At 72.5% G+C, this 25,699-nt stretch carries 22 protein-coding genes; 16 read left to right on the top strand and 6 right to left on the bottom strand.

Annotated elements, in window-relative coordinates:
* Positions 1 to 146 precede the first annotated feature (146 nt).
* The 4 genes from AB0J02_RS26205 (at position 147) to AB0J02_RS26190 (ending at position 3,106) form a co-directional block, all read left to right on the top strand.
* Positions 147 to 977, top strand: a complete 831-nt coding sequence (locus AB0J02_RS26205; protein ID WP_363196239.1) for a polyphosphate kinase 2 family protein — start codon at positions 147 to 149, stop codon at positions 975 to 977.
* A gap of 88 nt (positions 978 to 1,065) precedes the next feature.
* Positions 1,066 to 1,956, top strand: a complete 891-nt coding sequence (locus AB0J02_RS26200; protein WP_363196203.1) for an ABC transporter substrate-binding protein — start codon at positions 1,066 to 1,068, stop codon at positions 1,954 to 1,956.
* A 132-nt stretch (positions 1,957 to 2,088) separates the two neighbouring features.
* Positions 2,089 to 2,946, top strand: a complete 858-nt coding sequence (locus tag AB0J02_RS26195; RefSeq protein WP_363196202.1) for a polysaccharide deacetylase family protein — start codon at positions 2,089 to 2,091, stop codon at positions 2,944 to 2,946.
* A 16-nt stretch (positions 2,947 to 2,962) separates the two neighbouring features.
* Complete coding sequence (locus AB0J02_RS26190) at positions 2,963 to 3,106, top strand: hypothetical protein (RefSeq protein WP_363196201.1); 144 nt, start codon at positions 2,963 to 2,965, stop codon at positions 3,104 to 3,106.
* A 247-nt stretch (positions 3,107 to 3,353) separates the two neighbouring features.
* Here AB0J02_RS26190 and AB0J02_RS26185 read toward each other — a convergent pair whose 3' ends face one another.
* Together AB0J02_RS26185 and AB0J02_RS26180 are read right to left on the bottom strand one after the other, a co-directional pair.
* On the bottom strand, positions 3,354 to 4,001 hold the full coding sequence (locus AB0J02_RS26185) for an ABC transporter (RefSeq protein ID WP_363196200.1): 648 nt from the start codon (positions 3,999 to 4,001) through the stop codon (positions 3,354 to 3,356).
* Positions 3,998 to 4,870 carry an ATP-binding cassette domain-containing protein gene (locus AB0J02_RS26180; RefSeq protein ID WP_363196199.1) on the bottom strand — a complete coding sequence of 291 codons (873 nt, stop codon included), beginning with the start codon at positions 4,868 to 4,870 and terminating at the stop codon, positions 3,998 to 4,000. The genes AB0J02_RS26185 and AB0J02_RS26180 overlap by 4 nt, the downstream gene beginning before the upstream one ends.
* A 62-nt stretch (positions 4,871 to 4,932) precedes the next feature.
* On the opposite strand from AB0J02_RS26180, the gene AB0J02_RS26175 reads away from it, so the two are divergent.
* The 4 genes from AB0J02_RS26175 (at position 4,933) to AB0J02_RS26160 (ending at position 10,241) form a co-directional block, all read left to right on the top strand.
* A complete protein-coding gene (locus AB0J02_RS26175) occupies positions 4,933 to 5,709 on the top strand; it encodes an aminoacyl-tRNA hydrolase (RefSeq protein ID WP_363196238.1) in 777 nt (258 codons plus the stop codon).
* 555 nt (positions 5,710 to 6,264) lie between these two features.
* Positions 6,265 to 7,578: a DUF692 domain-containing protein gene (locus AB0J02_RS26170; protein ID WP_363196198.1), complete on the top strand. Its 1,314-nt coding sequence runs from the start codon at positions 6,265 to 6,267 to the stop codon at positions 7,576 to 7,578.
* 147 nt (positions 7,579 to 7,725) lie between these two features.
* A complete protein-coding gene (locus tag AB0J02_RS26165) occupies positions 7,726 to 8,496 on the top strand; it encodes a DUF4142 domain-containing protein (RefSeq protein ID WP_363196197.1) in 771 nt (256 codons plus the stop codon).
* Between the two features lie 161 nt (positions 8,497 to 8,657).
* A complete protein-coding gene (locus AB0J02_RS26160; protein WP_363196196.1) occupies positions 8,658 to 10,241 on the top strand; it encodes an alpha/beta hydrolase in 1,584 nt (527 codons plus the stop codon).
* Between the two features lie 70 nt (positions 10,242 to 10,311).
* Here the strand turns inward: AB0J02_RS26160 and hemQ are convergent, their stop codons facing one another.
* Entirely contained in the window at positions 10,312 to 11,043 is a 732-nt protein-coding gene (gene hemQ / locus AB0J02_RS26155) for a hydrogen peroxide-dependent heme synthase (RefSeq protein WP_363196195.1), read from the bottom strand.
* 4 nt (positions 11,044 to 11,047) lie between these two features.
* Positions 11,048 to 12,613: a protoporphyrinogen oxidase gene (gene hemG, locus AB0J02_RS26150; protein ID WP_363196194.1), complete on the bottom strand. Its 1,566-nt coding sequence runs from the start codon at positions 12,611 to 12,613 to the stop codon at positions 11,048 to 11,050.
* Positions 12,614 to 12,757: 144 nt separating this feature from the next.
* Between hemG and AB0J02_RS26145 the strand changes: the two genes are divergently transcribed.
* The 3 genes from AB0J02_RS26145 (at position 12,758) to AB0J02_RS26135 (ending at position 16,688) form a co-directional block, all read left to right on the top strand.
* Positions 12,758 to 13,699: a DUF4349 domain-containing protein gene (locus AB0J02_RS26145; protein WP_363196193.1), complete on the top strand. Its 942-nt coding sequence runs from the start codon at positions 12,758 to 12,760 to the stop codon at positions 13,697 to 13,699.
* A gap of 10 nt (positions 13,700 to 13,709) precedes the next feature.
* Complete coding sequence (locus AB0J02_RS26140; protein ID WP_363196192.1) at positions 13,710 to 15,101, top strand: FAD-dependent oxidoreductase; 1,392 nt, start codon at positions 13,710 to 13,712, stop codon at positions 15,099 to 15,101.
* 675 nt (positions 15,102 to 15,776) lie between these two features.
* Positions 15,777 to 16,688 (top strand): NAD-dependent epimerase/dehydratase family protein, encoded by a 912-nt coding sequence (locus AB0J02_RS26135; protein WP_363196191.1) that lies wholly within the window; start codon positions 15,777 to 15,779, stop codon positions 16,686 to 16,688.
* A 41-nt stretch (positions 16,689 to 16,729) separates the two neighbouring features.
* Here the strand turns inward: AB0J02_RS26135 and hemE are convergent, their stop codons facing one another.
* Positions 16,730 to 17,809, bottom strand: coding sequence for a uroporphyrinogen decarboxylase (gene hemE / locus AB0J02_RS26130; RefSeq protein ID WP_363196190.1), 1,080 nt, complete (start codon positions 17,807 to 17,809; stop codon positions 16,730 to 16,732).
* A 198-nt stretch (positions 17,810 to 18,007) separates the two neighbouring features.
* Between hemE and AB0J02_RS26125 the strand changes: the two genes are divergently transcribed.
* The 5 genes from AB0J02_RS26125 (at position 18,008) to AB0J02_RS26105 (ending at position 24,579) form a co-directional block, all read left to right on the top strand.
* Complete coding sequence (locus tag AB0J02_RS26125) at positions 18,008 to 18,646, top strand: DUF3000 domain-containing protein (protein ID WP_363196189.1); 639 nt, start codon at positions 18,008 to 18,010, stop codon at positions 18,644 to 18,646.
* A 295-nt stretch (positions 18,647 to 18,941) separates the two neighbouring features.
* Positions 18,942 to 19,604, top strand: coding sequence for a response regulator transcription factor (locus tag AB0J02_RS26120; RefSeq protein ID WP_324773580.1), 663 nt, complete (start codon positions 18,942 to 18,944; stop codon positions 19,602 to 19,604).
* Positions 19,605 to 19,712: 108 nt separating this feature from the next.
* Complete coding sequence (locus AB0J02_RS26115; RefSeq protein ID WP_363196188.1) at positions 19,713 to 20,984, top strand: ribonuclease D; 1,272 nt, start codon at positions 19,713 to 19,715, stop codon at positions 20,982 to 20,984.
* Positions 20,985 to 21,214: 230 nt separating this feature from the next.
* Positions 21,215 to 22,441: an acetyl-CoA C-acyltransferase gene (locus AB0J02_RS26110; protein ID WP_363196187.1), complete on the top strand. Its 1,227-nt coding sequence runs from the start codon at positions 21,215 to 21,217 to the stop codon at positions 22,439 to 22,441.
* The gene (locus AB0J02_RS26105) at positions 22,438 to 24,579 is read left to right on the top strand and encodes a 3-hydroxyacyl-CoA dehydrogenase NAD-binding domain-containing protein (protein ID WP_363196186.1); all 2,142 of its coding nucleotides are present in this window, start codon (positions 22,438 to 22,440) and stop codon (positions 24,577 to 24,579) included. The genes AB0J02_RS26110 and AB0J02_RS26105 overlap by 4 nt, the downstream gene beginning before the upstream one ends.
* Before the next feature lie 55 nt (positions 24,580 to 24,634).
* Here AB0J02_RS26105 and AB0J02_RS26100 read toward each other — a convergent pair whose 3' ends face one another.
* Complete coding sequence (locus tag AB0J02_RS26100; protein ID WP_363196185.1) at positions 24,635 to 25,666, bottom strand: hypothetical protein; 1,032 nt, start codon at positions 25,664 to 25,666, stop codon at positions 24,635 to 24,637.
* Between the last annotated feature and the right edge of the window lie 33 nt (positions 25,667 to 25,699).

Genomic DNA, 25,699 nt, shown 5'->3' with positions numbered 1-25,699 from the left:
AGTAGCGGCGCCGCCCGCGCCGACGCAGGATCGAAGGATCCGACCGGAAGGGGTGCGCAGTGGCCACGTCCACGTCCAGGAACGAGGGCAGGAGCAAGGGCAAGGGCACGAAGAAGGGTGGCAAGGGCTCCGGGGCCGCCACCCCGCTGCGCGAGCTGCTGCGCATCCCCGAGGGCGGGCAGGCGTCCCTCACCTCGTACGATCCCGCCGGCACACCCGGCGGTCCGCGCACCAAGACGGAGGGCCTCGCGGCGACCGCCCGCCTGGGCGAGCGCCTCGCCGGCCTCCAGGAGCGCCTGTGGGCGGCGGGCTCCGCCGGTGACCGGCGGCGCGTGCTGCTGATCCTGCAAGGCATGGACACCAGCGGCAAGGGCGGCACCGTCAAGCACGTGATCGGTCCGTTGAACCCGGCCGGCTGCCGCGTCAGGGCGTTCGCGGCACCCACCCCCGAAGAGCTCAGCCACCCCTTTCTGTGGCGCATCATGAAGGCGCTGCCGCGGCCCGGCGAGATCGGCATCTTCGACCGGTCGCAGTACGAGGACGTACTCGTCGCGCGCGTACGGGAGTTGGCGCCACGCGGTCAGATCGGACGGCGCTACGGGCACATCAACCGGTTCGAGAAGTCACTGGCCGACGACGGCGTGACCGTGGTGAAGTGCTTCCTGCACATCTCCTACGAGCAGCAGAAGCGGCGGCTGCTGGCCCGCCTCGACAACCCGGACAAACACTGGAAGTTCAGTCCGGGCGACATCGAGGACCGGGCGCTGTGGCCCGCGTATCAGGAGGCGTACGAGATCGCGCTCGCCCGGTGCTCCACCGAGGAGGCCCCCTGGTACGTGGTGCCCGCCGACCGCAAGTGGTACCGCAACTGGGCTGTCGGCACACTGTTGTTGGAGCACCTCGAAGAGATCGATCCGCAGTATCCGAAAGCCGGCTTCGACCTGGCGCAGGCCCGGAAGCAGCTTCTGACCACCTGACCTGCCCCTTTCCCGGGAGTCGTACAGGTGGCCGGATTTGGCGCGTTCGGGCGGAGTGGTGCGCTCGTGGCCTGGGCAGGGTCCCGACATGGAAGAACGGTCAACCACAGCTTGGGAGTTCACCGACGACCGCGGGCACCTGGCTGCCGCGCCAGAGGCGCCGGAGCGGGTCGTCGCATACATACAGGCGGGGGCGAGCCTGTGGGATCTCGGATTACGCCCCGTGGGCATTTTCGGCTCCTACCACGACGGAGGCAGACCCGATCACGCCAAATCCGGGGCGCTGCCGCTCGACGACATCGCTTATCTGGGGGCGGGGGCGGGGCTCGGGCTCGATGACGTGCTCGCCGTGCGGCCGGACCTCGTGGTGGCACTGACATACGGCGGCGGCCAGGTGTACGGGGTCGAGCCGGAGGTGGCGAAGCATCTGGAGGAGCACGTCCCGGTCGCCGTGATCGACGTGGGGCAGGGTCGCGGGCTCGCCGCCGTGCGGGAGCGGGTGGCGGAGCTCGGGCGCTCACTGGGGGTGGCGGAGGAATCCGCGGCGCTCGGCGAACTGACCCGTGCGGAGCGGGAGTTGGCCGAGACAGCCGAACAGTGCGAAACGGTTCGGGTGTTGGCACTGTCGCCCGGCGGGCCGGACAGCGTGCACCTGGCGCGGCCCGGGAAGTGGCCCGACCTGAGCGCACTGACGGGCCTCGGGGTCCGCACGGTGGAACCGCCCGAGGGGCCCGGGGCCAACTGGCACACCGGCACCTGGGCCGACGCGGCCGAACTGGCGCCGGATGTGGTGCTGGTGGACGCGCGGGCCAACGCGGCGCCGCCGGAGCGGTACGCGGGGGACGCGCAGTGGGCGGCCGTGGCCGAGCGGGCCGTCGTGCTGCCGTGGAACCCGGAGATCCCGGCCAGCGCGGCCGCGCACGCGGCGTTCTTCGACGGGGTGGCGGAGGCGTTGCGGCAGCGCGGGGGCTCGCGCTGAGCCCCTCGGTGACGGCCGGGCCCCTCCCCCTCTGACTCGCCTTTGACCCGTTCGGGGAGCGGCGGACGTCATGGCGCGAGACTGGCGCCCGATTTACGCGGATAATCCCATATTCGGAGTTATCGTCGCCGCGTGATCAGCCCCCTCCGTCGCACCGCACTGACCTGCGCCCTCGGCGCCCTCGCCCTCGGCGCCGCCGCCTGTTCCGGCGGCGCCGAACCCCCGCACCCGGAGCGGACCGGCCCGCCCGCCGCGAGCCGCTCGGCCGCGGCGCCGACCGGGCCGCCGACTCTCGCCCCGGGCCCCGCGGGGCTCACGCCTGTCTTCAAGAGCGCCCTGAAGCCGAAGGAGCGCACGGTCGCGCTCACCTTCGACGCCGACATGACCGCGGACCAGGGCCCGCGCGCCGCCTCGGGCGAGCACTTCGACAACCCCCGGCTCATCGCCACACTGCGCAGGCTGAAAGTCCCCTCCACCGTCTTCATGACCGGCCGCTGGGCCGAGCAGTACCCGGCACAGGCCAAGGACATCGGCGGCGACCCTCTCTTCGAGGTCGCCAACCACTCGTACAGCCACTACGCCTTCACCGCCGACTGCTACGGCCTGCCCACCGTGCCGGCCGGCCGGATGCGCGCGGACGTCGAGCGGGCGTTCACGGCGTTCCACAGGGCGGGGGTCGCCCACGTCGTGCCGTACTTCCGCTTCCCCGGCGGCTGCTACGACAAGCAGGCGCTGCGGGCCCTCACCCCCGCCGGTGTCACCGCCGTGCAGTGGGACGTGGTGAGCGGCGACGCGTTCGCGACGGACGCGGACGCGGTGACACGACAGGTGCTCGACGGAGTGCGGCCGGGGTCGGTCGTCGTCATGCACTGCACCCGCAGCGCGGCACCGACGACGGAGCGGGTGGTGCGGGCCGTGGTGCCGGCGCTGCGCGCGAAGGGCTACCGGTTCGTCCGGGTCTCCGGGCTGCTCGGGGCCCGGAAGGCGTGACCGTACGCTGAGAGGCATGACGGACAACGCTGAGGACATCCAGGTCGCCGAGTGCGTGCTGTGCCGGAGGCCCACCGCGTACCCGGAGTCCACCAAGGGCGTGACGCTGTGCCCGGTGTGCGAGTGGCAGGAGGCACAGCGCACGGCGTGTTCCGGCTAGGGCTCTTCAAACTCCCCTCTGCCCGGCGACGAGGGGAGTTTGAAGACAGGCCTTAAGGCCAATGCCGTTGCGTTACGGGCGATCTTGCCCTTCGTCGCCCCAGGCTCATGAACCGCCGTGACACGGTGGACTCCTGCGGTTCTTGAGAGTGTCACCAGGATGCGCGCCGCGCCTGCGCTCGGGGGTGCACGCACCAAGATCGCGGCTAAGGCAACGGCATTGGCCTTAAGGCCTCACCCGGAGCCGCTCAGCGGCGGGACGACAGGGCGCAGGCCGCCGTCGCGCAGGCGGCGGCCAGGACGGCGGCCGCTGCCAGTGGAAGCAGCGGGGCCGGGATCCGGCCCTCCCGCGAGCCCGTGATCAGGTCCGTCACCGCCCAGCGCGCCGGGGAGCCGGGCGTGACCAGGGCGAACAGCGCGCAGAGCAGCATGCCGGCCACGCCGAGCCCCGTGCCACGCACCACCGGCCAGGCCGTGACGGCGCCCGCCGCGGCGCCGGCCAGGGCGCACACCAGCATGGCGAGCAGGCCGGCGCCGGCCGCGGGGAGCACCGGCACCTCGACCTTGTGGTCGGTGCTCGCGCCGTCGCTGATGAGCGCCACGAAGACCGTCGCCGCCAGGAAGGCCGTGACCAGACTCGTCAGGTGCGCGCGCCAGGGCGCGGTCGCCGCCGCGGTGCAACTGCGGGCGGCAGGCGGCTCGTTGGAGACACAGATCCGCACCAGCCAGGCACTCACGGGCAGCAGGGCCGCGGCTGCGTATCCGAGGGAGTCGAGCACCGGCTGCCCCGCCTGCACCCCGATGCCGAGGAACGCCGCGTACAGCACGACCGGCGCGACCCAGCGCTGTGAGCGCAGCAGCAGGGCCGACTGGTAGGTGAGCAGGGCGGTGGTCATCGGCCCTCCGCAGGTGCGGGCTCGGCGTGGACGGCGACGACGTGCCAGGGCGGCCGCGCGTTCAGCAGCGCACGAAGGACGATGTCGGAGTGGGTGGCGGGCACGGTGACGCGTACCGTGCGGGCGTCGAGACGGGTCAGGCTGTGCGGGTGGGGAAGGTCGGGGTCGTGGGCCGACCCCGTGGCGGTGACGACGACTGCCTGCTGAACTTCCACTGACGCTTCATCAGGCCGGTTTGCCCTACTGAGACTTGAGCCTTGAATCAGGTACGTGGCATCGGGTGCGTCCGCGAGGCGGGCCGGGTCGTGGTCGACGAAGAGTACGGCGCCGCCGGCGGCGGTGCGCTCGGCGACGGCCCGGTCCAGTTCGCCGCGGGCGGCTGCGTCGAGCCCGGTCCACGCCTCGTCGAGGACGAGCAACTCCGGTGCGGCGAGAAGGGCTTGGGCGACCGCGACCTTCTGGCTGCTGCCCTTGGACAGCTCGGCCAGCGGGGTACGCGCGTATCCGGCGGCGCCGAACCGCTCCAGCCACTCCCCCGCGCTCCGCTCGGCCGCCGCGCGCACGAGACCGTGGACGCGGCCCAGATGCGTGAGATAGCCGAGCGCGGTGAACGGCAGGGCGGCCGGGAAGCGTTCGGGGACGTAAGCGGTGCGCGGGCGGCCGACGACCCGGCCCTCGCTGGGCGCGTCGATCCCGGCGACGAGCCTGAGCAGCGTCGACTTGCCGGTGCCATTGGCTCCCTGCACCCGGACGAGGGTGCCCGCGGGCACGTCGAGGTCGACGCCGCGCAGCACCCAGGGCCCGCGCAGACCGTAGCGGCGGCCGACGTTGCGAAGAGCGAGGTGTCCTGCGGGCGGATCGGGGCGCATGCGGTCATGTTCCCGTACGCGTGCGGCGCACGGGACGGGGGGTGCGCCGGGCTGCTGGCAGACTGGAAGGCGTGACCAGCGACGACACCAGCAACGACACCAGTACGCCCGAGGCCTCCGACAGCCCGTTCCGCGACGAGCGCACCGCGCGCGACGAGGCCCCGCAGTTCGTGCTGCCGCTCGTGGTGCGCATCGAGCGCGCCGCCCCACCGGCCCGCACGGACGCCTTGGAGACGGCGGCGCGCGCGGTGCTGGTGATCCTCGCCGACGAGCGTTCCCTCGGCGACGGCGAGTGGGCCGCGGTGATGCGGGACTGGCAGGACGCCCGGATCCGCAAGGTGGTGCGGCGGGCGCGGGGCGCGGAGTGGCGCCGCGCGGAGACCCTCGACGGCATCACGGTCACCGGTCACGGCGGCGCGGAGGTGCGGGTCTTCCCGCCGGTCCCGCTCGACGGCTGGCCCAAGGACCTGGCGAAGCTCCAGGTCTCCGGCACGGACCTCGACGACCCCGAGCCGCCGCCCGCCCCGGATCCCGCCGCACCGGTGCTGTGGCTCAACCCCGACCTGGACATGACGGCGGGCAAGGCCATGGCGCAGGCCGGCCACGGGGCCCAGCTGGCGTGGTGGGAGCTGTCCGACGCCGAGCGCAAGGAGTGGCGGGAGGCGGGCTTCCCGCTGTCGGTGCGCACGGCCGACCGGTCCCGCTGGGAGCCGCTGACGCGGGCGGGGCTGCCGGTGGTGCGGGACGCCGGGTTCACGGAGATCGCGCCGGGGTCGTGCACGGTGGTGGCGGAGGGGGCCCGCGCGGGCGGACTGCTGTCGGGGCTCGGCCGGGGGTGAGGCGCCTGAGCGCCGGACCGCGGGAGCCCGGCGGCAGCACCGTCCGTCCCGCCAGACACTCGGTCATCCGGCGTCGGCGGGGCCCGGCACGCGAGTCCGAAATATTAGGGTTCGTACCCTGGCGACCCGGCGCACGGCGGCCTAGCATCAACCCGTCCGCGTATTCACACTCGGACGGGTCGGCTCCGGCACCTCGGAAGCCGCACGTTTCACCCCCCAGACCCCGGGTCCGCACAGCACCCCATGCGGCCGGGTCGTTCACGCCGACGCTCGCCCCGGCCTCGTCCTCCGAACCCCAGCGGGGCGAACTCCCGCACGCCTCCGGGGCGGTGAGGACGGTGAGCACGTGAACCGCGAAGGGGGAGACGCGTACTCCCGTGCTCACAGGCCGCCGCCGATGCCGGCTCAGCCACCGGCGGCGGCCACCCCCGACAGCCGGGCGGGAAACCTCAAATGTTGCTCTGAACGTCCTGCCTCCTGGGTTCGTCCGGCTCCGCCGGGGCGATGACAACAGCACGCCGCGGCACATCGGCACGGCAGAGGAGGGGGACGGTCATGCAGCATCTGGCACAGCTGGGCACCGGGATCGGCTGGCGGCCCGAGATCGCCGGCGTCGTCGAGGCCATGCCCGGTATCGACTGGGTCGAGGCCGTCGCCGAGAACCTCTGCCCCGGCCATCTGCCCGACTCCCTGCTGCGGCTCCGCGAGCGCGGCGTCACCGTCGTGCCGCACGGCGTCTCGCTCGGCCTCGGCGGGGCGGAGCGTCCGGACGAGCACCGGCTCGCGGACCTCGCCGCGCGCGCCGAGGCGCTGGGTTCGCCGCTGGTCACCGAGCACATCGCGTTCGTACGGGCGGGCGGTGAGCGCACGGCGTCGCCGCTCCTGGAGGCGGGGCATCTGCTGCCGGTGCCGCGCACCCGCGACGCGCTCGACGTGCTGTGCGAGAACGTCCGGATCGCGCGGGACGCGCTGCCCGTGCCGCTGGCCGTGGAGAACATCGCGGCGCTGTTCGGCTGGCCGGGCGAGGAGATGTCCGAGGGACAGTTCCTGTACGAACTCGTGGAGCGCACCGGCGTCCGGCTGCTGATCGACGTGGCGAATCTGCACACCAACCACGTGAACCGCGGCGAGGACCCGGCCAAGGCGCTGGACGAACTGCCGGTCGAGGCCATCGCGTACGTCCACGTCGCGGGCGGCTTCGAGCGGGACGGCGTCTGGCACGACAGCCACGCCCACCCGGTGCCGCGGCCCGTCCTCGACATCCTGGCCGAGCTGGCCTCGCGGGTGACGCCGCCGGGCGTCCTGCTGGAGCGGGACGAGGACTTCCCCGACGACGAGCGGGAGTTGGAGCGGGAGGTGGCGACGATCCGGGAGACCGTGGCGGCCGCCACCCCACCCGCCGCTCGCCCCGCCGTGCCGACAACGCACGTGCACGACAAGCCTGTTGAGGAGCCGGTGCGCGGCCGGGTCGCGCTGGCCCAGACCGCCCTGCTCTCCTCCCTCGTGGCGGGCGCCCCCGTCCCGGAGGGCTTCGACCACGCGCGGCTCGCCGTGCAGAGCCGGGCGCTGGCGGGCAAGCGGGCCGACGTCGTCGCCAAGGTGGCGCCCGAACTGCCGGAGATCCTGGGCGGGAGCGCGTACCGCACGGCGTTCCTGGAGTACGCGCAGCGGCGGCCCATGACCGGGGGCTACCGGCGCGACGCGCTCGATTTCGCCGAGGATCTGCTGATCGGGCAGCGCGTCCACGAGCCGGCCGCCCGCAAGCGGCTGACCGGCTGGTGGCTGGAGCGTTCGGGTCCCGCGCCGCTGGCCGGGCGCCCGGTGGCGCGTGCGCTGCGGGCGGCACGGTTCGCGCTGCGCCGGGGCTGAGACCTCGCCCCGGCCCGTACTGTCCTGTGCGGGGCGCGCGGGCCGCACAACCCCCGTGCCCGATACGGCCGTTGGCGTAGTCGCGGCTGATGCCCGGCACTCCGTGCCCAGGGCGCACTAGCGTGCGGTGCCGCACCAGGAGGCACCATGCGACTGCTCTCGCCCACAGAATCGTCCGGCGGTATCCGCGTCAACGGCACCGTGCTCATCATCACGGGGCTCGTGGCGACGCTCGCCGCGCTCGTGTTCCCGGTCTGGTCGTACGCCGACCGCTCGGGCACCGGCCTGGACACGCTCAACACCCAGACCGTGCCGACCAGATTCGGCCCGCTCTCCGCCACCGACCGCGTCTTCATCACGAAGGTCCGGCTGGCCGGGCTGTGGGAGATGCCCGCGGGCCAGCAGGCCGAGGAGCGCGCGCCCAGCAAGGCCGTCGAGACGGCGGGCGAGCATCTCGTCGAGGGGCATACGTTCCTGGACGCCCGGGTGCGCGAGGTCGCGGCCCAGCTGAACCTGGAGCTGCCGAACCAGCCGAATCCCCAACAGCAGGGATGGCTGCGGACGTTGACCGCAGCGAAGGGCGACGGCTACCAGCGCGAGTTCGCCAACGTCCTGCGCCGCGCGCACGGCCAGGTGTTCTCGCTGGTGGCCCAGGTGCGCGCCTCGACCCGCAACTCGCTCGTGCGGGACCTCGCGGACGACGCCAACACCACCGTCCTCGACCACATCAAGATCCTGGAGGCCACCGGTCTCGTCGACTTCGACGCGCTGGCACGGAACGCGGCCACGGCGAGCCCGCCGCCGCAGACCCGCTCCCCCGCCCCGCCGGGGCCGACCACGTCCCCGGACCCGGCGACACCGGTCACGCCGACGCCGACGCTCACCCTGCCGCCCGCGGCGTCCCGCCCCCGGACGTGAACATCACCCGGGCGGCGCATCGGAGTCTTTGATCCGACACGGCGGTCAGGTGCTTTACATCCTCAACGACCGCCCCAAGTATCCCTTTTACTTATGCTTTTTAGCTTTCGGCCGCGGGCCGCAAGGGCTCGGGAGCACGACGAAAGGGATGCATCCAAGCGATGAGAGCAGCATCCGCCCTCTACGCCGCCGCGGGATCGCTGGTCCTGTCGGCCCTCGTGAGCGCCCCGGCCGGCAGCGCGAGCGCCGACCCCGTCGCGCCCGGATCCCCGCAGACGCTGGGCACCGCCGTCGCCGCGCAGCGCGCCGCCGCCACCGGCCTCCGTTTCAAGAGCTGCCCCGCCGCGGAGGACCTGCCCGCCCCGGTCACCTGCGCCACCGTGTCCGTACCGCTGGACTACACGCGCCCGCGCGGCAAGCAGATCAAGCTGACCGTCAGCCGCGTCAAGACGACCGGCAAGCAGGGCAGACAGAAGGTCGCCCGGCAGGGCGCGCTCGTCTTCAACCCCGGCGGGCCCGGCGGCAACGGCATGTACTTCCCGCTGGTCGGCGCGATGCCCGAGTGGAAGCGCCTCGGCGCCGCGTACGACCTCGTGGGGTACGCGCCGCGCGGTGTGGGCCGCTCCGCGCCGCTGTCCTGCAAGGACCCGAAGCGGCTCGCTAAGGGCCCCACGCAGGCGCCGACGCACCCCTCGGAGTCGTACAAGAAGGAGCGGATCGCGCGGGCGCAGGCGTACGCGCGCGGCTGCGCGGAGAGGAACCCGGACCTGCGCCACTACACGACCCTGAACAACGTCCGGGACCTGGACGTGCTGCGGGCCGCGCTCGGCGAGAAGCGGCTGACGTACATGGGCGGCTCGTACGGGACGTACATCGGAGCCGTCTACGCACAGCTGTTCCCCTCGCACGTGCGGCGGATCGTCTTCGACTCGGCGGTCGACCCGGACCCGAGCCGGATCTGGTACTCCAGCAACCTGGAGCAGTCGGCCGCGTTCGAGCTCCGCTGGGCCGACTTCCGGACCTGGGTCGCCAAGCACGACGACACGTACCACCTGGGCATGACGCCCGACGAGGTGATGACGTCCTACGAGAAGGTGCGGGCCGAGCTGGCGCACAGGCCGGCCGGCGGCAAGGTCGGCCCCGGGGAGCTGCAGTCCGCGTACCTCCAGACCGGGTACTACGACGACTACTGGCCGATGCGGGCCGCGGCCCTCTCCGCGTACGTGAAGGGCGACCCGAAGCCGCTGATCGACCAGGCGGCGCCGAGCCCGCGGGCCTCCGTCGAGAACGAGAACAGCAGCGCGGTGTACACCGCGATCGAGTGCAACGACGCTCCCTGGCCGACGGACTTCGGCACCTGGGACCGCGACAGCACGGAGCTCGCCCGCACCGCGCCGTTCGAGACGTGGGACAACACGTGGACGAACCTGCCGTGCGCGTACTGGACCACGCCGCGCCAGGAGCCGGTCGACGTGCGGACCGCGCCCGGCGCGCTGCCGCCCACGCTGATCCTGGCCGCCGAGCGGGACGCGGCGACGCCGTACGCGGGAGCGCGGGAGCTGAACCGGCGGATCGCCGGGTCGGTGCTCGTCACCGAACGGGGCGCGGGGACGCACGGGGTCGCCGGGGGCGCCAACGCGTGCATGAACGGGCACCTGGACGCGTACCTGCTGGACGGAGTGGTGCCGGAGCGGCGCGCCGCGGCTTGTGCTCCGCATCCTGAACCGGCGCCGCTCGGCAACTGAGCCCCTCCGGCGATCGAGGAGCGGGGTCCGGGCAGAGCCCCGTGACGCCCGCTCCAGAGGGCCGTGCGATCTAGGCGAGCCCCGCCACCAGGTCGGCCACGCTCTTGCGGCGGCCCGTGTAGAACGGGACCTCTTCGCGCACGTGACGGCGGGCCTCGGAGGCGCGCAGGTGACGCATCAGGTCGACGATGCGGTACAGCTCGTCGGCCTCGAAGGCGAGGATCCACTCGTAGTCGCCGAGCGAGAACGAGGCGACGGTGTTGGCGCGCACGTCCGCGAAGCCGCGGGCCATCTTGCCGTGGTCGGCGAGCATCTTGCGGCGCTCGTCGTCGGGCAGCAGGTACCAGTCGTAGGAGCGCACGAAGGGGTAGACCGAGACGTAGTCGCGCGGCGTCTCGTCGGCCAGGAACGCCGGGATGTGCGAACGGTTGAACTCGGCGGGGCGGTGCAGCGCCATGTTCGACCACACCGGCTCGAGGGCGCGGCCCAGCTTCGTACGGCGGAAGAGGTTGTACGCCTCCTGCAGCTCGTCGGAGGTCTCGGCGTGCCACCAGATCATGAGGTCGGCGTCGGCGCGCAGCCCGGACACGTCGTACGTGCCCCGGACCGTCACGTCCTTCGCGGCGAGCTTGTCGAACAGCTCCTGGACCTCGTCCGCGAAGCCCTCGCGGTCCTCGGGGAGTACGTCCTTCAGCTTGAAGACCGACCAGAGTGTGTAGCGGATGGCCTCGTTGAGGTCCTTCGCCAGCTTGCCCTTGTTCGGGATCCGCGCGGGGTCAGTGGTAGGGGTGTCGTCGCTCATGTCCCTATTCTCCTGCGCCCCCGTGCAGGCTCTGCACCGGGTTCGCCTTCAGCTCCTCGCGGGCGCCGGTGGAGCCGCGCAGCTCGTCGACGGCCGCGTACGCGCCCGCGATGCACGCGGGGATGCCGACGCCGTCGTACGCGGCTCCGCACACGGCGAGGCCCTGGAGCTGCCCGATGTGCGCACGGACCCGGGCCACGCGGGCCGCGTGGCCGACGGGGTACTGGGGCAGGCCGTCCTGCCAGCGCGTGACGTGGGCCGCGACGGGGGCCGCCGTCAGGCCGGTGGCCGCGCGCAGGTCGTGGCGTGAGGCGGCGACGAGGTCGGCGTCGTCGCGGTCGAGGTCCTTCTCGTCGCCGTAGCGGCCGACCGAGGTGCGTACGACGAAGAGGTCCGGGTTCTCGGCGCCGATCCAGCCCCACTTCTGCGAGGCGAAGGTGGCGGCCTTGATGGTGTGGCCGTCGACGGGCGGGACCAGGAAGCCGCTGCCCTCGGGGAAGCGGGTCTCGCTCCGGCGGAACGCCATCGTGGTCAGGGCCATCGAGGCGTACTCGATGCCGCGCAGCTCCTGGGAGGCCATGGGGGACGCGGTGCGCAGCAGGCTCGCCGCCGCGGGAGCGGGGAGCGCGATGATCACCTGGTCCGCTTCGAACGTGCGGCCCTGTTCGGTGACCACGCGCCAGCGGAGCCCGCGCCGCGTGGTGCCGCGCTCGCCCTTCGTGGCCGGGCGCGTGCCGCGGCGGAGCCGCTGGTCGACGCTGCTGCCGTGGGCCCGCAGGGATGTCACCCGCACCCCCGTCAGGATCTCGGCGCCCTTCTTGCGCACGTCGTCCGCGACCGCGTCCGGCAGGGTGCCGACGCCGCCCTCGATGCCCATGAACACCGGGCCCGTCTGCGGGTTTTCGGCGGTGCGGGCCTGGATCGCGCGTACGGCCGCCGTCAGGGACGGGTGGCGGCGGGCCTCCTCGAAGAGGTTGGGTACCGCGCTGCGCATCGAGATGCGGTAGGCGTCGCCGGCGTAGACCCCGCCGAGGAGCGGTTCGACGAGACGGTCGACGACCTCGCGGCCGAGGCGGGCGGCGACGTACTCGCCGACGGCGACGTCGTCGCCGAGTTCCGCGGGGGGCAGGTCGGCGTCCTGCTCGATGCGGCGCAGCCCCTCTTCGGAGAGGACACCGGCGAGCGCCTCGGCGCTGCCGGGGACACCCATCACGTGGCCCTTGGGCATGGGGCGCAGGGTGTCGCGGGTCCAGATCGAGGCAGTCGCCGTGGAGGGCGGCTGCAGCCGGTCCGCCAGGCCGACCTCGCGGGCCAGGCCCACCGCTTCGGGGCGGCGCGCCAGCATCGACTCGGCGCCGAGGTCGACGCGCGCGCCGGCGATCTCGCCCGCGCGCAGCTTGCCGCCGAGCCGGGGGGACGCCTCCAGGACGGTCACCTCGACCGGGTCGTCCGCGCTGGAGTCGTCGAGCAGTCTGTGCGCTGCCGCGAGGCCCGCGATGCCGCCGCCGATGACGAGGACCTTCCGGTCCCGTCCCGTTCCCGTACCCGTACCTGTGTCCGTTTCGCGCATGCCCCCACTCTCTCAGAACGCCGCCGTCGCCTCTGCCGAGTCCGGACCGTGACCGGTTCGGGACCCCTCGGCAACCACCGGACGGCCCAGTCGCGCGTCGAAGGAGGCGTCCGATGACCGTCACCGTCCCCCGGGGGTACGACGATGAACACGTCCTGTACGACACGTACGCGGCCACGGCCGCGGCCCGCGCGGGCCCTGGCCGCGCTGCTGCTCATGGCGGCGCTCGCGCTCGCGGGCTGCTCGGGCGCGGGCGACAGCGGGGACAGTGGGGACGGTGACAAGCGCGCCGCGGACATCAAGGCCGGGCCGGACGCGGGCGGGGCCGCCGCCGACGGCCGGAGCGGCGGCGAGGCGTCGAGCGCCAAGAAGCCGCCCAAGCTCACGGGCGTCCACATCATCCGCACGGCCGCCCTGTCCGTGCGGGTCAAGGACGTGCCGGACGCGCTGGACAGGGCGCGCACGGTGACCGAGGACGCGGGCGGCATCGTCGGCAGCGAGACGACGGACCGGGACGGCGACGGCCGCGAGCGGTCGCGCGTCACGCTGCGCGTGCCGCAGGATGCGTACGAGGACGTGCTCGACCAACTTGCGGGCTCAGGGCGCCTGTTGGAGCGGAACATCACCGCCAAGGACGTCACTGATCAGGTCGTCGACGTGGACAGCCGCATCGCGACGCAGCGCGCGAGCGTGGCACGGGTACGTGAACTCATGGACCGCGCGACGAAGTTGAGCGATGTGGTCACGTTGGAAGGGGAGTTGAGCAACCGTCAGTCGGAGCTGGAGTCGCTGCTCGCGCGGCAGTCGTCGCTGAAGGACCGGACGACGCTCGCGACGATCACCCTGAAATTGTCCGAAACCCCTGCGAAGTCCGGGAGCGACGACGACGATCCCGGGTTCCTCGACGCCCTCTCGGGTGGCTGGGCCGCCTTCGTGACAGCGCTCGAGTGGGTGGCGATGGCGCTCGCCGCGGTACTGCCGTTCGCCGCGGTCGCGGGGCTCTTCGTCTTCCTGTGGCTGCGGTTCGTACGACCCCGGCGGCCTCGGCGCGCCGACGGGCAGGACCGTCCCGGGCAGCCGACGTAGCGTACAGCGCATGAGCACTGAGAACTCCGCGCGTGAGCGGCTGGTCATCATCGGCGGCGACGCGGCGGGCATGTCCGCCGCGTCGCAGGCGCGCCGGCTGCGCGGCCCCGACGAGCTGGAGATCGTGGCCTTCGAGCGGGGGGACTTCACCTCGTTCTCGGCATGCGGCATCCCGTACTGGGTCGGCGGCCAGGTCGAGGAGCGGGACGCACTGGTCGCGCGCTCGCCCGAGGAGCACCGGGCGCGCGACATCGACCTGCGGATGCGTACCGAGATCGTGGAGATCGACGCCGGGAAGCGGCGGGTGCGGGCGCGTGACCTCGACGGCGGGACCGAGTCCTGGGTCGGCTACGACAAGCTCGTGATCGCGACGGGGGCGCGCCCGGTCCGGCCCGAGCTGCCCGGGATGGACGCGGCGGGGGTGCACGGGGTGCAGACGCTCGGCGACGGGCAGGCGCTGCTCGACACCCTGCGGGCGACCGAGGGGCGCAAGGCGGTCGTGGTGGGCGCCGGTTACATCGGCGTGGAGATGGCCGAGGCGCTGATCCACCGCGGGTACGAGGTGACGGTCGTCAACCGCGGGGCCGAGCCGATGTCGACGCTCGATCCGGACATGGGGCGCCTGGTGCACGAGGCCATGACGGGCATGGGCATCACCATGGTCGACGACGCCGAGGTCACGAAGATCCGCACCGGGGACGACGGCCGGGTGCGGGCCGTGGCGACCCAGGACGCCGAATACCCGGCGGACGTCGTGGTGTTGGGCATCGGCGTGCGGCCGGAGACGTCGCTCGCCCGGGACGCGGGCCTGCCCCTCGGGGAACACGGCGGTCTGCTCACGGATCTGGCGATGCGGGTGCGCGGCCACGAGGACATCTGGGCGGGCGGCGACTGCGTCGAGGTCCTCGACCTGGTGGCGGGGCGCGAGCGGCACATCGCGCTCGGCACGCACGCGAACAAGCACGGGCAGGTCATCGGGTCGAACGTGGGCGGGGGTTACGCGACCTTCCCCGGGGTCGTGGGGACCGCGGTGAGCAAGGTGTGCGAGCTGGAGATCGCGCGCACGGGGCTGCGCGAGAAGGACGCGCGTCGTGCCGGGCTGCGATTCGTGACGGTGACCATCGAGTCGACGAGCCGGGCGGGCTACTACCCGGGCGCGGCGCTCATGACGGTGAAGATGCTCGCCGAGCGGCGCACCGGAAAGCTGCTCGGGGTGCAGATCGTGGGGCGCGAGGGCGCCGCGAAGCGGGTCGACGTGGCGGCGGTCGCGCTGACCGCGGGGATGACGGTGGAGCAGATGACGGCGCTCGACCTGGGGTACGCCCCGCCGTTCTCCCCGGTGTGGGATCCGGTGCTGGTGGCGGCGCGCAAGGCGGTGGCGGCGGTCCGCGCGGCCGGATGAGCGCGCGGGAGAGCGTACGAACACGCACGCAGAGAGCGCTTGCGCGGCGCGGAAACGCCTGATCGGCCAACCCGCCCTGGGGAACCCCTCGTTCAGGCGCACCTCCGCGCCCCTGAACCCCACCCGTCTCACTGCTTACGAGCTGTCGGAAGCTTTCCGCCACGTTTCACAGAATCCGCGCACAGCCCGTGAGCGGGACGCACTATGTGACGCGTCAGGGCGGCACGGCCACGCACCACGAAACAGGGCCGCGCCGCTGGGGGGCGGGCACACGACGGTGGGGAGCCGTCGCGTGCCCGACGGGAGGGGACCACGACCACATGAATCGCTCCGCCAGAGCGGCGCCGCACGGCGAGCGGGTGACGCCGAACCTGCCGAGCGGGTGATCCCGCGTCACCGCCCGATCCGTGGCGAACGAACGCGGAGTGCCGCGATGCCCGCGATGCCGTTTCCCTCACGTTCGCTGCCGGCCGTCGCCGTCCGTCGCCTGGACAGTCCCACCGCTCACGCCTGATCACATCGCACGCCGGGCCCGGACCTCGCCCACACCCGCACCACCACCAGTCCGATTCCCGGGAGCACCCATGACAACGGCACCTCTTGTCGACCACGGCCGGGCCCGCGCCGAATCCACCACGCACCGTTCCCTGTTCCCGAAGGGGGCGTGAGCGGGTCGTGCGCATTCTCGTTCTCGGCGCCAACGGATACCTGGGCGGGCACATCGCCGAACGGCTGCGCGGCCTGCCGGGCGTGCGGCTGCTCACCGGTGGCCGCCACCCCGACGACGACCTGCGCTTCGATCTGGCGACGGTCCAGCCGGGCGCCCTCGCGGGCCTGATCGAACTCGCCGCGCCCGACGCCGTCGTCAACTGCGTCGGAGCTGTCGGCGGCAGCGCCCTGACCCTCGTCGAGGCCAACTCCCGTGGCCCGGCCGTCCTGTGTGAAGCGCTGCACAGCACGGCGCCGACCGCACGCCTGGTCCATCTCGGCTCCGCCGCCGAGTACGGGCCGACGATCCTCGGCGAGCAGACCGCGGAGGACACCCCGGCCCGGCCCGTCTCCGCGTACGGCGCGAGCAAGCTCGCCGGCACCCTCGCGGTCACCGGTTCCGGGCTCGACGCGGTCGTGCTGCGCGTGACCGACCCGGTCGGTCCCGGCGCGCCCAGCGCGGGCCTGCCGGGCCGTCTCACCGCCGAACTCCGGGCCGCCACGCACCTCGACCCGGCCGGTACGGTCCAGGTCGGCGACCTGTCGGCGCACCGCGACTTCGTCGACGTACGCGATGTGGCGACCGCGGCCGCCCTGGCCCTCACCGCGCCGCGCCCGCTGCCCCCGCTGCTGAACATCGGCAGCGGCCACGCCGTCCCGATGCGCGACCTGGTGCACGGCCTGGTGCGCGCGTCCGGGTTCCGCGGCAAGGTCGTGGAGAATCTCGGCGCGGTCGGCCGCTCCACGGAGGTGCCCTGGCAGTGCGCCCGGATCACCGCCGCGCGGCGGGAGCTGGGCTGGCGGCCCGGACACACCCTGCACGCCTCGCTGGCCGCGCTGTGGTCGGCGGACGGCATTCCGGCCCCGGAACTGCGATGACGTCCGGGGCCGAGGACAGCGGCTGAGGCGGGCTCGCCGAGTCAGCGCGCGGTCTGCGTGTGGACGTACTCGACGAGGCGGGTCAGCGCGTCCGGGTCGGTGTTCGGCGGCACGCCGTGCCCGAGGTTGAAGACGTGGCCCTCCAGGCCGGCGGCCGCGTCGAGCACCTCGCGGGCCTTCCGCTCCACGGCCTCGGGCGTGGAGAAGAGGATCGCCGGGTCGAAGTTGCCCTGCAGTGCCTTGCCGGGGCCGACGCGGCGCGCGGCCTCGTCGAGCGGCACCCGCCAGTCGACGCCGACGACGTCCGCGCCTGCCTCGCCCATGAGCCCGAGCAGTTCACCGGTGCCGACACCGAAGTGGATGCGCGGCACACCGTACGACTCGACGGCCTGGAAGACCTTCTGCGAGGCGGGCATGACGGCGCGCTTGTAGTCGGCCGGGGCGAGCGCGCCGACCCAGGAGTCGAAGAGCTGCACGGCGCTCGCGCCCGCCTCGATCTGCACCTTGAGGAAGGCGGAGGTGATCTCGGCGAGGCGGTCCAGCAGGTCGGCCCAGAGCTGCGGGTCGCCGTACATGAGCGCCTTGGTGTGCTCGTGGTTGCGGGACGGGCCGCCCTCGACGAGGTAGCTGGCGAGAGTGAACGGCGCGCCCGCGAAGCCGATGAGCGGCGTCCCGCCGAGCTCGGCGGTCAGCAGCCCCATCGCCTCGGTGACGTACCAGACGTCCTCCGGGGTCAGGTCGCGCAGCTGGTCGAGGTCGGCGCGGGTGCGGATCGGGTTCGCGATGACCGGGCCGACACCGGGCTTGATGTCGAGGTCGATGCCGATGGCCTTGAGCGGCACGACGATGTCGCTGAAGTAGACCGCCGCGTCGACCTTGTGCCGCCGTACCGGCTGCAGCGTGATCTCGGCGACCAGCTCGGGCCGCGTGCACGACTCCAGCATCGGGATGCCTTCGCGCACCTTGTGGTACTCGGGCAGCGAGCGCCCCGCCTGCCGCATGAACCACACCGGCGTGTGCGGCACGGGCTCACGCCTGCACGCCTTGAGGAAGGCGGAATCCTTGACGGCGTCGTTCGTCACTGACGGCTGCTGGCCCGTGGCCTCGGTGTTGGCACTCACACCCGAGAGTCTCGCACGGCCCCGAAGTGTCGGGAGAACGGCATCGGCGCCGGGTGTCCCTACCTGCGCACGGCGCTCGTTCCCCTTAACCTTCCCGGCATGGCTGCGGCTCAGGGACAACGGTCCGACAGCCCGGAAGACTCTGGCGACTCGGACGGGATGAGTGAATCGGTGCGGGAGGGGCAGAACGCTCGGGACATGAACGCTGCACAAGAGGACGACACGGCTCCGTCAACTCCCCAGGCCTTCCGCACGGCGGTCGACGCCCTGCGGGCCGCGCGGCTGCGCCCGGAGATCGAGATCGACCCCACGCGCCCCCCACAGCGCCTGGCTCCCTTTTCCTACGCGCTGGAGGCCACGGTCGTCGACGCCGCGGACGACGAGGCGCTGGCCGACGGGCGGCTCGTGCTGCTGCACGATCCGGCCGGGCACGAGGCGTGGAACGGCACGTTCCGTCTGGTGACGCTGGTGCGCGCGGAACTCGAGGCCGAGATGGCCGCCGATCCGCTGCTCCCCGACGTCTGCTGGTCGTGGCTGACGGGTTCGCTGGCGGCCCGCGGTCTCGATTACGGGGAACCGTCCGGCACGGTCACCCGCGCCAGTTCGCACTATTTCGGCGGGATCGGCGACCGGCCGCCCGCCTCACAGATCGAGATCCGCGCGTCCTGGACGCCGCGCGAGGGCCGGGGCGGCGTGCCCGACACGGCCGCGCATCTCGCCGCGTGGTGCGAGTTGCTGTGTCAGGTCGCGGGTCTGCCGCCGGTGGTGGCGGGTTCGAACGGCCCGGACAGTGGTGTGGTCACGCTGCCGCAGCGCCGGGGCCCCCAGCCCTCCTGACCCCTCCTTCCCGCACCTCCGCCTCACAAGGCTCCACAAGGCTCCACGGGGCCTCTATATAGGGACTGTTTTCGGCCGCGTCGGCGAGTGTCTGACGCGGCCGCTACTCGTTTCGATTCGTTTTGATCTTCGGATGATCGATACTCTGTCCGAATTGCGCGGATTGTTACTCACCAAATCGTGATCTTTCTCTAAAGGCGGGCGGGTTTGCTGCCGAAGACCTCTGTGACCTTGAAAGCACGGTTCGTCCCGCCGCACCCCCCGAGCCGGCTCCGTCCCCACCCCAGGAGGCCTGGTGTCCGTTCTCCTCGAGCAGCCCTCAAGCCTGGTCGCCTACCGCCCGAACAAGCCGACCGCGATGGTGGTCGTGGCCGACCCCCGCGTCCGTTCCACCGTGACCCGCCATCTGTGGGCCCTCGGTGTTCGTGACGTGATCGAGGCCTCGTCCGTCGCGGAGGCTCGTCCCCGCATCGGCAACCCCCGTGACATCTGCGTCGCCGACGTCCACCTCCCCGACGGATCCGGCCTGACGCTCCTCTCCGAAACCCGAGCCGCGGGCTGGCCCAACGGGCTGGCCCTCTCCGCCGCCGACGACATCGGTGCCGTACGCAACGCCCTCGCGGGCGGCGTCAAGGGCTATGTCGTCACCGGCACCCGCACGAACGTAGGACTCCCCAACCGCCCCGGCGCCGCACCGATCGGTTCCGCGGCCGCCCGTATGCACCGCCGCCCCCCGGGCGCCCCGAGCCACCCGGGCGGCTACCGCGAACTGTCCGGACGCGAGGTGGAAGTACTCCGCCTCGTCGCCGAAGGCCAGTCGAACAAGGCCATCGGCGTCTCGATGGGCCTGTCCGCACTGACCGTCAAGAGCCACCTCGCACGGATCGCCCGCAAGCTCGGCACGGGTGACCGGGCCGGAATGGTGGCGGTCGCCCTGCGTACCGGAATCATCCACTGATCCGACTGATCGCCACCTGGCCGGATCTTTCCGGTTTACGTACCTTCAGCGCCCGTCGACGGAACGTTCCGTCGACGGGCGCCGTACGTTCACAGATACTCTTGACAGGTGACCGACGCCCAAGAGACCGCAGCAGACAGTTCACTGCGCACCACCGGAGGCGCCCCTCCGGACGACGTCGAAACGGCGCCGACCCCCCTGCTGGAACCGCGCGAGGGCATTCCGCCGGTGATCGCCGACGAGGCCGCGCTCGCGCAGGTGGTCGCGGCCTTCGCCGCGGGCACCGGACCCGTCGCCGTCGACGCCGAACGCGCCTCCGGTTATCGCTACGGACAGCGCGCCTATCTGGTGCAGCTGCGCCGCGAAGGTGCGGGCAGCGCGCTCATCGACCCCGTCGCCTGTCCCGACCTGTCCGGCTTCGGCGCGGCCATCGAGGACACCGAGTGGGTACTGCACGCCGCCACCCAGGACCTGCCGTGCCTGCGCGAAATAGGCATGGTGCCGTCGGAGCTGTTCGACACCGAGCTGGCCGGCCGGCTCGCCGGGTTCCCGCGCGTGGGACTCGGCGCCATGGTCGAGAACGTGCTGGGCTACGTACTGGAGAAGGGGCACTCCGCGGTCGACTGGTCGACGCGGCCGCTGCCCGAGCCCTGGCTGCGCTACGCGGCCCTCGACGTCGAGCTGCTCGTCGACCTGCGCGATGCCCTGGAGAAGGAGCTCGACCGGCAGGGCAAGCTCGACTGGGCCCACCAGGAGTTCGACGCGATCGCCTCGGCGCCGCCCGCGCCGCCGCGCAAGGACCCGTGGCGGCGGACGTCCGGCATGCACAAGGTGCGCCGGCGCCGGCAGATGGCCGTCGTCCGCGAGTTGTGGACCGCGCGGGACCAGATCGCGCAGCGCCGTGACGTGTCGCCGGGCAAGGTGCTGGGGGACACGGCCATCGTCGAGGCCGCTCTCGCCCTGCCGCCCAACGTGCACGCCCTCTCCGGGCTGCCCGGCTTCGGTCACCGCATGGGCCGCCGTCAGCTGGAGCAGTGGCAGGCCGCCGTGGACCGGGCCAGGGAGCTGCCGGACGCGGAGCTGCCGCAGCCCGGGCAGCAGATCGCCGGGCCGCCGCCGCCCCGGGCCTGGGCGGACAAGGACCCGGCCGCCGCGGCACGGCTGTCCGCGGCGCGCGCCGCGGTCTCGACGCTGGCCGAGGCGCTGAACATGCCGCAGGAGAACCTGATCACGCCGGACACGGTGCGGCGGGTCTGCTGGGAGCCGCCGGCTTCGGTGGACGCGGAGTCGGTGGGGGCGGCGCTCTCCTCGCACGGAGCTCGGCGCTGGCAGGTGGAGCAGGTCACGCCGGTGCTGGTTGCCGCGCTGGCGGCGGGCTGATCGCCGTTGGGGTTGCGCGTCGTCGTCGGCCGCGGGTGCGTCGTGGCCGGTCGCGCGGTTCCCCGCGGCGCTCAAAGGACCCTCCCCCGGCGGTGAACCGCAATGTGACGTTCGCCGCTTGGGGCGAGGGGGCTGGGCAGCATGGTTACCCGCAAGTAGCATGAGGGCATGAGCGCGCGCTCAGCCGCGCGCCGTGGCAGTGCCGTCCCGCATCTTGGAGGAGAGCCATCGTGCCTCGTACCGTCAGGGACGTCGTCTTCGTCGACGGCGTCCGCACCCCGTTCGGCAAGGCGGGCCCGAAGGGCATCTACCACGAGACCCGGGCCGACGACCTCGTCGTGAAGGCCATCCGGGAGCTGCTGCGCCGCAACCCGAACCTGGACCCCGCGAAGATCGACGAGGTCGCCATCGCCGCGACCACGCAGATCGGCGACCAGGGTCTGACCCTCGGCCGCACCGCGGGCATCCTCGCCGGGCTGCCGCAGTCGGTCCCCGGCTACTCCATCGACCGTATGTGCGCCGGTGCGCTCACGGCCGTCACGACCGCCGCGGGCTCCGTCGCCTTCGGCGCGTACGACGCCGTCATCGCGGGCGGTGTCGAGCACATGGGGCGCCACCCGATGGGCGAGGGCGTCGACCCGAACCCGCGGTTCGTCAGCGAGAAGCTGGTCGACGAGTCCGCCCTGTTCATGGGCATGACCGCCGAGAACCTGCACGACCGCTACCCCACCATCACCAAGCAGCGCGCCGACGAGTACGCCGTGCGCTCGCAGGAGAAGGCGGCGAAGGCGTACGCGAACGGCAAGATCCAGCAGGACCTCGTCCCGATCTCGGTGCGCAACACCAACGCCGAGGTGGGCGAGACCGGCTGGGGTCTGGTCACCGCCGACGAGCCGATGCGGCCGGGGACGACCCTGGAGAACCTCGCGGGCCTCAAGACGCCGTTCCGTACGCACGGCCGCGTCACCGCGGGCAACGCGGCCGGTCTGAACGACGGTGCCACCGCCTCCATCATCGCGAGCGAGGACTTCGCCCGCGAGCACGACCTCCCGGTCAAGATGCGCCTCGTGTCGTACGCCTTCGCCGGCGTCGAGCCCGAGGTCATGGGCTACGGCCCGATCCCGGCCACCGAGAAGGCGCTCGCCAAGGCGGGCCTCGGCATCGAGGACATCGACCTCTTCGAGATCAACGAGGCGTTCGCCGTCCAGGTCCTCGCGTTCCTGGAGCACTACGGCATCGCCGACGACGACACGCGCGTCAACCAGTACGGCGGCGCCATCGCGTACGGCCACCCGCTGGCCTCCTCGGGTGTGCGTCTGATGACGCAGCTTGCCCGTCAGTTCGAGGAGCAGCCGGAGGTCCGTTACGGCCTCACCACCATGTGCGTCGGCTTCGGCATGGGCGCCACGGTGATCTGGGAGAACCCGCACCACAAGGACGCCGGAGGCGACAAGTGAGCACCACCACCGCTGAGCTTCTGAAGGGTGCGGCCGAGCTGTTCCCCGGCGAGGTCGTCACCTCCGCGCACGTACGGCACCTCGATCTGCCGTACGGGGCCGGCCGGTTCGCGCTGATCACGCTGGACAACGGCTTCGACCACACCAAGCCGACCACCTTCGGTCCGGGCTCGCTGGCGAACCTGAACGCCGCCATCGACCAGGTCGAGAAGGAGGCGGCCGACGGCGACATCGTCGGCGTCGGGGTCACCGGCAAGCCGTTCATCTTCGCGGTCGGCGCCGACCTCAAGGGCGTCGAGCTGCTGAAGAACCACGACGACGCGCTCGCCATCGGCAAGGGCGGCCACGAGGTCTTCAAGCGCCTCGCGGGCCTGGCCGTGCCGACGTTCGCGTACTACAACGGTGCCGCCATGGGCGGTGGCGTCGAGGTCGGTCTGCACTGCTCGTACCGCACCGTCTCCAAGGCGCTGCCCGCCTTCTCGCTCCCCGAGGTCTTCCTCGGTCTGGTCCCGGGCTGGGGCGGCTGCGCGCTGCTCCCGAACCTGATCGGCGCCGACAAGGCCGTCTCGGTGATCATCGAGAACTCGCTCAACCAGAACAGGCAGCTCAAGGGCAAGCAGGTCTTCGAGCTGGGGATCGCCGACGCCCTCTTCGAGGGTGCCGACTTCCTGGAGCAGTCGCTGATCTGGACCGCGAACGTCCTCAAGGGCGACGTCAAGGTCGAGCGCCCGGACGTCGACCGCGGTGAGGCCTGGGACCAGGCCGTCGCGCGCGGCAAGTCCATCGCCGACGGCAAGGTGCACGGCGCGGCCCCGGCCGCGTACCGCGCGCTGGAGATCATCGCCGCCGCGAAGAGCGGTGACCTCCAGGCCGGGTTCGACGCCGAGGACAAGGCCCTCGCGGACCTCATCATGGGTGGTGAACTGCGCGCCGGGATCTACTCGTTCAACCTGGTGCAGAAGCGCGGCAAGCGTCCCGCCGGTGCCCCGGACAAGAACCTGGCGCGTCCGGTCACGAAGGTCGGCGTCGTGGGTGCGGGCCTGATGGCCTCGCAGCTCGCGCTGCTGTTCCTGCGCCGCCTGGAGGTCCCGGTCGTCCTCACCGACATCGACCAGGAGCGCGTCGACAAGGGTGTGGGCTACGTCCACGCCGAGATCGACAAGCTGCTCGGCAAGGGCCGCGTCAACCAGGACAAGGCCAACCGCCTGAAGGGGCTCGTCTCCGGCGTGCTCGACAAGGCCGAGGGCTTCTCCGACGCCGACTTCATCATCGAGGCCGTCTTCGAGGAGATCGGCGTCAAGCAGCAGGTGTTCGCCGAGGTGGAAGCCGTCGCTCCGGCGCACGCCGTCCTCGCCACCAACACCTCCTCGCTGTCGGTCTCCGAGATGGCGTCGAAGCTGAAGCACCCCGAGCGGGTCGTCGGCTTCCACTTCTTCAACCCCGTCGCGATCCTGCCGCTCCTGGAGATCGTGCGCGGCGAGCAGACGGACGACGCGGCGCTGGCCACGGCGTTCGGCGTCGCCAAGAAGCTGAAGAAGACCGCGGTCCTCGTGAAGGACGCCCCGGCGTTCGTCGTGAACCGCATCCTGACCCGCTTCATGGGCGAGATCCAGAACGTCATCGACGAGGGCACCCCCGTCGAGGTCGCCGAGAAGGCCGTCGAGCCGCTCGGTCTGCCGATGTCGCCGCTGGTGCTCCTCGAACTCGTCGGCCCGGCCATCGGTCTGCACGTCTCGGAGACGCTGAACCGCGCCTTCCCGGAGCGCTTCACGGTCTCCCCGAACCTCGCGGCCGTCGTCAAGGCGGGCAAGCGCGGCTTCTACGTGTACTCCGCCGAGAACGGCTTCAAGCCGGAGCTGGACCCCGAGGTCGCCGCGCTCCTCAAGCAGGGCGATGTCGTCCTGACCGAGGAGCAGGTCCGCGACCGCGTGCTCGACGCCGTCGCCCAGGAGATCGGGCTCATGCTCGACGAGGGTGTCGTCGCCGAGGCCCAGGACATCGACCTGTGCCTGATCACGGGCGCCGGCTGGCCCTTCCACCTGGGCGGCATCACGCCGTACCTGGACCGTGAGGGTGTCTCGGAGCGCGTGACCGGCAAGCGGTTCCTGGCGGCCGGTGTCGCGAGCGTGCCCGCGTAACCGCCCCTGGTGCAACCGGCAGCCGCCCTCACGACGTGGGGGCGGCTGCCGCCGTTCAGTACACCTGCCGCCAGGCCTCCAGGGCCAGCCCCGGCTCGTCCTTGCGGCGCGTCATGTGCATGCGGTCCGGGTTCCCCGGGACGCAGGTCGCCGCCACCACGCGGCCGCTCACGTCCTCCGCCAGGGCGATACGCGCGTCCGGCGGCAGGGCCGGTCCCGACTCCGCCCACCAGGCGCCGGCCGACTCCAGCTCCGTCGGGTACGCGGCGAAGGCGACGCGGCCACTGTGGGCCCGCTGGGCGAGCAGGGTGCAGTCCACGCCGTCCAACGAGCAGCGGATCGCCGCCACGGCGCCGGGACCGGCCGCCTCCATGAAGCGCTCCGGGGCGTCGTCGCCGCGCCAGGCGCACAGGCCGCCGTCCTCGTCCGTGAAGAAGAGGGTGACGTGCTCGGGGGACGTGGCCAGGGCGCGCAGGGTGTCCGGGCGCACCTGTGCCGGCTGCGGTTTCTCGTCCTGCACCGGCGTCCCACCGGGCTTCTCCTGGCGCCAGCGGAGAATACCGTCCGCGCTCGCCGCGTACAGGGTGACGAGGCCCGACTCGCCTGTCACCGCGGCGAGTTCACCGCGTGTGCCCTTGCCCTTGAGGTCGCGCCAGGGGCCCCAGCCGCCCTTCTCCAGCTGGGCGCGCATGCTGACGCCGCCGCCCTTGTTGCGGACGAAGACGTGGGCGCGGCCCTGCGCGTCGACGGCCACCGCGGGCGGGCCCGTGCGGTCGCCCTTCTTGTTCGGGTGACCGATGGGGGTCCAGTCGAGCGCGGCGAGGTGCGGCTGGAAGTGGGTCGAGTGGACCAGCCCCGATTCGCCCGGAACCGTGGGGCGCCAGGACGCCAAGTGGGTGTAGCCTCCGGGCCCTTGGGCCAGGGCGAGGACCGTGTACAGGCGCTGGTCGCCGCCCACGGTGCGCGGCTCGCTCCAGGCGCCGCCGGGCGTGCGCTCGGTGCGGCAGATGACCGCGTCGCCGTCAGGGGTGTACGCGTAGGCGCAGAGTCTGCCGTCGCGTGCGCGTCTCAGCCAGTCGCCGTTCACCGTTCCACCTTAAATGGGGGCGGGTCATGCCCA

Source organism: Streptomyces sp. NPDC050264, assembly GCF_040655895.1.
Lineage (GTDB): Bacteria > Actinomycetota > Actinomycetes > Streptomycetales > Streptomycetaceae > Streptomyces.
The sequence above is the reverse complement of the archived record's forward strand: the minus strand, read 5'-3'. Positions and strand labels throughout refer to the sequence as shown.